At 44.8% G+C, this 6,716-nt stretch carries 8 protein-coding genes; 6 read left to right on the forward strand and 2 right to left on the reverse strand.

Going from position 1 to position 6,716, the window contains the following annotated elements:
• The first annotated feature begins 108 nt into the window (after positions 1-108).
• The gene (motA, locus tag DK187_RS10135; protein WP_111607241.1) at positions 109-963 is read left to right on the forward strand and encodes a flagellar motor stator protein MotA; all 855 of its coding nucleotides are present in this window, start codon (positions 109-111) and stop codon (positions 961-963) included.
• A 33-nt stretch (positions 964-996) separates the two neighbouring features.
• The gene (locus tag DK187_RS10140) at positions 997-1,905 is read left to right on the forward strand and encodes a flagellar motor protein MotB (RefSeq protein ID WP_111607242.1); all 909 of its coding nucleotides are present in this window, start codon (positions 997-999) and stop codon (positions 1,903-1,905) included.
• Here the strand turns inward: DK187_RS10140 and rsgA are convergent.
• Positions 1,902-2,936, reverse strand: coding sequence for a small ribosomal subunit biogenesis GTPase RsgA (rsgA, locus tag DK187_RS10145; protein WP_111607243.1), 1,035 nt, complete (start codon positions 2,934-2,936; stop codon positions 1,902-1,904). The two genes, DK187_RS10140 and rsgA, sit on opposite strands and share 4 nt — an antisense overlap.
• A 74-nt stretch (positions 2,937-3,010) precedes the next feature.
• On the opposite strand from rsgA, the gene orn reads away from it, so the two are divergent.
• Entirely contained in the window at positions 3,011-3,562 is a 552-nt protein-coding gene (gene orn, locus DK187_RS10150; RefSeq protein WP_111607244.1) for an oligoribonuclease, read from the forward strand.
• A gap of 74 nt (positions 3,563-3,636) precedes the next feature.
• Here the strand turns inward: orn and DK187_RS10155 are convergent, their stop codons facing one another.
• A complete protein-coding gene (locus DK187_RS10155; protein WP_111607245.1) occupies positions 3,637-4,386 on the reverse strand; it encodes a sulfite exporter TauE/SafE family protein in 750 nt (249 codons plus the stop codon).
• Between the two features lie 151 nt (positions 4,387-4,537).
• Between DK187_RS10155 and tsaE the strand changes: the two genes are divergently transcribed.
• From tsaE to DK187_RS10170, 3 genes are all read left to right on the forward strand, one after another.
• Complete coding sequence (gene tsaE / locus DK187_RS10160; RefSeq protein ID WP_111607246.1) at positions 4,538-5,008, forward strand: tRNA (adenosine(37)-N6)-threonylcarbamoyltransferase complex ATPase subunit type 1 TsaE; 471 nt, start codon at positions 4,538-4,540, stop codon at positions 5,006-5,008.
• Positions 5,009-5,094: 86 nt separating this feature from the next.
• On the forward strand, positions 5,095-6,423 hold the full coding sequence (locus DK187_RS10165; protein ID WP_111607247.1) for an N-acetylmuramoyl-L-alanine amidase: 1,329 nt from the start codon (positions 5,095-5,097) through the stop codon (positions 6,421-6,423).
• A gap of 53 nt (positions 6,424-6,476) precedes the next feature.
• A partial coding sequence (locus tag DK187_RS10170; protein ID WP_204355613.1) for an ATP-binding protein occupies positions 6,477-6,716 on the forward strand: 240 nt, incomplete at its 3' end.

Genomic DNA, 6,716 nt, shown 5'->3' on the forward strand with positions numbered 1-6,716 from the left:
TTAGTGGCTCTGTTTTAGTTGAGTTTAAACGCTCTTATGTTTTTGATCTCATTAATCATACTGTATATTGAGGTGAGAGAATACTTTGTCGGTATTAAGGAATAAAATATGTTTGCATTAGCTGGCGTGTTGGTCGTCATTATCAGTGTGGTGTCTGGCTATTTGGCATCTCATGGAAAGATGCTGGCTTTGTGGCAGCCCTTTGAGGTGATTATTATTTGTGGTGCTGCGTTGGGTGCTTTTATGGTGGCCAACCCATTTATTGTGCAGAAAAAAGTACTGACTATGCTGCCTCAGGTGTTTTCAGGAAGTCGGCATAATAAGCGGTTTTATACGCAATTGTTGGGGCTGATGTATTGTCTGTTTCAAAAGAGTCGTCAGAACGGCTTTTTGGCGATTGAAGAGGACATTGAGTCGCCTTTTACGAGTGAATTATTTAATCGTTTTCCGGACGTTATTCGCGACCATGAAGTGGTGAATTTTTTAACGGATAACTACCGTATTTTTACATTAACCGGCTTGCCTGCTTATGAGATCGAGGTAATTATGGATAATGAGATCGAGCAGATTCAGGAAGAGTTGGTTGCCCCGAGTCATGCGTTAACGAGAGTTGCAGAAGCGCTGCCTGGATTTGGTATTGTGGCGGCTGTGTTGGGTATTGTGATCACAATGGGGTCGATTGGTGGGCCGATTGAAGAGATTGGTGGGCATGTTGCGGCGGCTTTAGTTGGAACGTTTTTAGGTATCTTCTTTGGTTATGGCTTTGTCGGGCCGGCTGCATCTCACCTAGAAAGTTTGGGCACTCACGAATTAAAGGCGTATTTGTGTATCAAGGCGTGTTTGAATTCGATTGTGTCCGGTTATGCGCCGCCTGTTGCTGTGGAAACGGGGCGTAAGTTGCTTCCCCCAGAAATGCGCCCTAGCTTTATTGAGTTGGCAGATGATCTTAAACAGTACCGTTAATATGAGCTTGATGGTAGGTAAGGAGAATATCGCATGGCCTTAGGCTCTAACGGGTTGGTGATTCGTCGCGTTAAGAAAATCAAAAAGGGCGGGCATCACAGTGGTGCTTGGAAAATCGCTTTGGCCGATTTTGCTTTGGCGATGATGGCGCTTTTTTTGGTGTTGTGGATATTGAGTGTGGCTTCACCGGAGGAGTTAGCAAGTATAGAGGGGTATTTCCAAGATCCTACAGGGGCTTCTACAGCGGGTTTTAGTGCTAATCCAATTGATCTGGGGGGCAGCCCTGCAAAGAGTCCCGAGAAGAAGTTAGATCTGCAACTGCCTGAATCGGGTAGTACGGACGTGACAACGAGAGATACGCAGATGGGGAATGGTCCTGATACAGCGGAGTCCAATAGCCTTAATAATATGGTGCAAGAAGAGTTGGGGAAGATGAATGTCTTGCTTTCTCAGCAGCAAAATATGCGCATTGAAATTACGCCGCTTGGCGTTCGAATTACGTTGTTAGATGACCCGAATAAGCCGATGTTTGAACGTGGCAGTGCTCGTATGATGCCTGATATTGAAAATACGCTTTTAACAATGGCGCCGATTTTTAATAAAATCACCAATCCTATCGTGATTACTGGGCACACAGACTCTTCTAGATTTAATGATGCCGGTAGTTTGGATAACTGGGATTTGTCTGCCATGAGGGCGAACGCAGCGCGTCATATTTTGGAAGAAGGTGGGGTTGAGGATAAGCGTATTGCTCAGGTAATCGGTCTATCTGATACCATACCATACAATCGATTTGATACGGATAGTGCTGAAAATCGACGCATTAGTATTACCTTGTTAACGGATGATGCGTACAAAAAATTGCTGGATCAGAATCGCCGCAATTTTGGCAACCCTGTCCAGCAAGCAGATTTGAATATCACGCCTGAAACGGTGTTTTAGAAGGCTTGGTTTTCTCGAATAGACTGTTTAATCCGTAAAAAGCTTTGGAAGCGGTGTTCTGTGATTTTGCCTTCTTCTAAGGCTCCCAGAATGGCGCATCCAGGTTCTTTTTCGTGGGCGCAATCGCGAAAACGACAGTAACCAATGTGTGGCCGAAACTCTATAAAGCCATTTAGCAGCTCTTCTTCAGAAATATGCCATAAGCCAAATTCACGTATGCCTGGGGAGTCGATAAGGTCTCCGCCTTTTGGCATATGGAAGAGTCGGGCTGTGGTGGTGGTGTGCACGCCTTTTTTGCGTTTTTGAGACAACTCGCCCACGCTAATGTCAATGCCTGGCAATAAGGTGCCGATAAGAGAGGATTTCCCTACACCGGATTGGCCAACGAAGACGCTGGTTTTATCTTGCAGGAAGTTGTATAGCGCTTCCATGCCGGCTTGGTTCTTAATAGAGGTTCTGATGATCGTGTAATTAAGATCTTCATAGGTTTTTATCAGGGCGTCTAATTCTTCTTTGTTGCTTTCGTCAATCAAGTCGCACTTATTGAGTAAAATGACCGGTGGTATGCCAACGGTCTCAGCGGCCACTAGATAACGGTCAATTAAGTTGGCGTGTGCAACAGGCTCCGCAGCAATAACGACGATGATATGGTCTATGTTGGCGGCAACGGGTTTTATTCTGCCGTGCATGTCTGGGCGAGATAGTGATGTATTTCTTGGTGTCGTTGCGACCACCACGCCACCTTCATTTTGTTTAGGGCGCCAGATGACTTTGTCACCAGTCACCAGTTGGCCTAAGTTGGCGCGTAAATTACAGCGCGTAGAGATGCCAACAAAAGGCTCTTGAGTGCCTTCAACCTCCACTTGTGTGCCAAAGTGGGAAATGATGATGCCTTCTGTCTCGGGGCCGAGATCAGAGGATTGTAAAAGTTCTTCGGCGATATCCCCTCGTTTCTGAGTGCGTTCAACGCGCTCTTTATGGATTCTTTCGATTCGCCAAGTTTGTTGTTTAGTAAGTTTTCGCTTCGACATTAGATTCGTCTGGTCATAAAGTAAGGCGCATAGAGTATAATGCTTGGCATTGATAATAAAGGACTTGGAAGATTATGAGCTTAAATGAAGAGAATTTAGTGTGGATCGATCTTGAAATGACAGGATTAGACCCAGAAACCGATACTATTATTGAAATTGCGACGGTGGTAACTGACAAGCATTTGAATGTGTTGGCTAAAGGGCCGAATCTTGCGGTTCATCAAGAGAAGGACGTGATGGATGCGATGGATGAGTGGTGTACGCAACATCATGGAAATTCAGGGTTAACGGCAAGAGTGTTGGCATCAACAATTAGTATGGCTCAGGCGGAAGAAGAGACGATTAAGTTTTTGGCGCAATATGTTCCGGCAGGAAAATCGCCTATTTGTGGAAATAGTGTAGGTCAAGATCGTCGTTTTTTATACCGCTACATGCCTAAGTTGGAAGCGTTTTTCCATTATCGTTATTTGGATGTCAGTACGGTTAAAGAGTTGGCGAAGCGCTGGAAGCCAGAGGCGCTGGATGGTTTTAGTAAATCCGGTTCGCATTTGGCTTTGGATGATATTTTAGAGTCTATCGGTGAATTGAAACACTACCGTAAAACCATGTTTGGCTTGGATGATTAAGGCGGACGTCCTTTAGTCAACGGTGAATTAACCTCTATAAAATTAGCGGGCTTGTTGTTCGCTAATTTAGTCCGCTAATTTAGTCCGGAGATGCCATCCCATATCAGTTTTAACCCAGTTAAAAAAAGACAGCCATACATGACTTTAAAGAACAGTGCTGTGGATATTTTATAGTGCAGCCATGCGCCAAGTTGTACGCCTAAAAAGGCGATAGGGGTGAAGCTAAGCGACAGCAGTATGTTTGATGTGTTGAGCTGTCCTAACATGCCATAGGGTATTAGTTTTACGTAATTGATGGCGGTAAAAATAACCGCAGCGGTGGCAACGTATTGGGTTTTATCTAGATTGGCTCTAAGCAAATATACGCTCATTGGTGGTCCGCCAGCATGGGCGATAAAGCTGGTGAATCCACCCAGGGCACACCACAGTTTTCCCGTTATGGCTCTAAGTGGTTTGCGTGTTGTGTTGGTGTTTTTTCTTGGCCATGAGTTCAATGTAAAGCCTACGGCAATGACTCCGACCATGATTTTTAACCACTCTGTCGAGAACCAAGATGCGGTTAAGCCACCAATAATAACGCCAATAATTGCTGCTGGAATGCATTTCAAGAGTTGTTCTGCGTTCCATTTTTTCCAGAACTTTTGCACGGTAAATATGTCCATGATGCAGAGAATGGGTAGCATGATGGCGGCGGCAAGTGTCGGTGACGTTTGTAATGATATAAGTGGTACGGCGAGGATGCCAAATGCACCAGAAAATCCCCCTTTCGAAACACCAGTGATAAACACGGCAATACCAATCAGTGAAATGAGCAACCAATCCATAGGTATCCTTGTTAGTGGGGATGTGTGTGAGTGATAACGTCTTGTTTACTAATTATGCGCCATTGATGCTTGTTTCAAAAGACTTGTGTATTAGAATTGCCGTTATTGTTTTAGTTTGCCTGTATGTTGAAGTGAGAAGGGCTAGTTGGTGATGCGAATAGAAAAAGAGATTTATGGTGAAGAGGCGATGGAGGGCTTGGGAGCGATTATTTCTTCCGCGCTAAAAGAAGGGGGTGTCGTCTATCTAGAAGGTGATTTAGGTATGGGCAAAACGACGCTAGTAAGGGGGATATTACGCGGTTTGGGGTATCAAGGGCCTGTAAAGAGTCCAACCTATACCATCGTTGAACCGTATGAGTTTATGGGTCTGGAGGCTTATCATTTTGACCTTTATCGGGTTGGAAATGCCGAAGAGCTTGAGTTTATGGGGATTCGTGATTATTTCGCTGTTGGCAGCTTATGCTTAATAGAGTGGGCTGAAATGGGACGAGGAGTGCTTCCTGAGGCTGATCTGGTTATTTCTTTGCAATTGATCCGACAGGGGCGTCATGTTTCTTTTATTGCGCAATCAGAAAAGGGGAATGTGGCGTTAAACGCTCTACGGGAGGTCATAACTTCTTGATGTATAGATGTCTTTACTATAAGTAAGATTGAGATCCACTTAATCAGCGGTTATAGTGTGACAGATATACTAGCTAGCTGTCTGATATGCATACTAAATTTCAAACTTGTCTTTTTGTTTTTATTAATTTAATCCTGTCTGTCGCATGCTTAGATGTGTTTGCGGCAGAGGTTCGAGATATTCGTGTTGCCCAACAAGAAGGGGTGACTCGTTTGGTTTTTGAGCTTTCTGAGCTTTCTGAGCATCGGATTTTTCCCCTTTCAAATCCAGAGAGGGTGGTCTTGGATGTGAGTGGCGTTAATCTAGAGGCGTCTGTGGTTGATGGGTTGTCAGCCTTGTCCTCGGATGTGTTGATGCGCGTTCGCTACGCTAAGCGTGATAATGGTGTGCGATTTGTGCTTGATTTGGCACAAGCCGCTAAGGCTAAAAGTACCGTGCTGGCCGCCAATGGCACCTATGGTCCTCGTATATTAGTCGAGCTTGAGTACGGTGTTCGAAAGCCTGCCACTGTTGTCAAAAGCTTGGCGAATTTGTCGAAAGAGAAGCGTGACATTGTGATTGCGATTGATCCGGGGCACGGTGGAAAGGATCCTGGTGCTTTGGGGCAGCACAATGTTCGTGAAAAAGATATTGTGTTGTCTATTGGTAAAGAGTTGGCAAGCCGAATTAACGCCGTAGAAGGCTTTAAAGCTGTTTTGACTCGGTCTACCGACACTTATCTTCAGTTGCGTGATCGTTCTCGAGTGGCGCGTGAAGCCAATGCGGATTTATTAATTTCAATACACGCTGATGCGTTTACCAAGGCAAGTGCTCGTGGTGCTTCGGTGTGGGCGCTCTCGTTAAGTGGTAAAACGTCTGAAATGGGTCGATGGCTAGCTCAACAAGAAAACTCTGCTGACTTAGTTGGTGGTATTTCGCTTGATGACAAGGATCAGTTGTTGGCAGAGGTGTTGCTTGATATGTCTATGAACTCCACCATTCAAATGAGTTTGAATGTGGGTGACAGTGTTTTGGGAGAAATGAAGAATGTGGCTGTCTTGCATAAGGACAGTGTTCAGCAAGCAGGCTTTGTGGTTTTAAAGTCACCTGATATTCCATCTATCTTGATTGAAACAGGTTTTGTTTCCAATAGTACTGAAGCGAAAAACTTATCAAGTAAGACTTATCGTGTAAAGCTCGCGGCTTCAATAGCCAAAGGCGTGATTGGGTATTTCACTAAGAACGCCCCGGATGGTTCTCTGGTTGCATGGAAGCAAAATAAGCATACAGACCGTGTTTATACGGTTGGTAAAGGGGATACCTTGTCTGAAATTGCACGTCGTAATCAGGTTTCCTTGCCTGTTTTGCGTCAAGCCAATAATCTTAATAATGATGTTATTTGGATTGGTCAGAAACTTGTTATTCCTGCCGGATAACGCCATATTTAAACCCCTTGCATCGGAAGGGGTGTCATTTTTGAAGGTCGTTCATGCAAAGAATTAATCTTTTATCGCCACGTCTAGCCAACCAAATTGCTGCGGGAGAGGTGGTTGAACGCCCCGCTTCCGTCGTAAAAGAGTTGCTTGAAAACAGTCTTGATGCTGGCGCCTCTCAGCTTGATATTGATGTGGAGCAGGGGGGCGTTAGGTGTATAAAAATACGAGATAATGGCACCGGCATTATGAAAGAAGATCTTTCGTTGGCCTTGAGTCGTCATGCGACAAGCAAA

This window comes from Marinomonas arctica (genome assembly GCF_003259225.1).
GTDB lineage: Bacteria > Pseudomonadota > Gammaproteobacteria > Pseudomonadales > Marinomonadaceae > Marinomonas > Marinomonas arctica.

Excerpts from the sequence above, each read along its gene's own strand:
- motA (WP_111607241.1), top strand. The coding sequence starts at position 109 with ATGTTTGCATTAGCTGGCGTGTTGGTCGTCATTATCAGTGTGGTGTCT.
- DK187_RS10140 (WP_111607242.1), top strand. The coding sequence starts at position 997 with ATGGCCTTAGGCTCTAACGGGTTGGTGATTCGTCGCGTTAAGAAAATC.
- rsgA (WP_111607243.1), bottom strand. The coding sequence starts at position 2,936 with ATGTCGAAGCGAAAACTTACTAAACAACAAACTTGGCGAATCGAAAGA.
- orn (WP_111607244.1), top strand. The coding sequence starts at position 3,011 with ATGAGCTTAAATGAAGAGAATTTAGTGTGGATCGATCTTGAAATGACA.
- DK187_RS10155 (WP_111607245.1), bottom strand. The coding sequence starts at position 4,386 with ATGGATTGGTTGCTCATTTCACTGATTGGTATTGCCGTGTTTATCACT.
- tsaE (WP_111607246.1), top strand. The coding sequence starts at position 4,538 with ATGCGAATAGAAAAAGAGATTTATGGTGAAGAGGCGATGGAGGGCTTG.
- DK187_RS10165 (WP_111607247.1), top strand. The coding sequence starts at position 5,095 with ATGCATACTAAATTTCAAACTTGTCTTTTTGTTTTTATTAATTTAATC.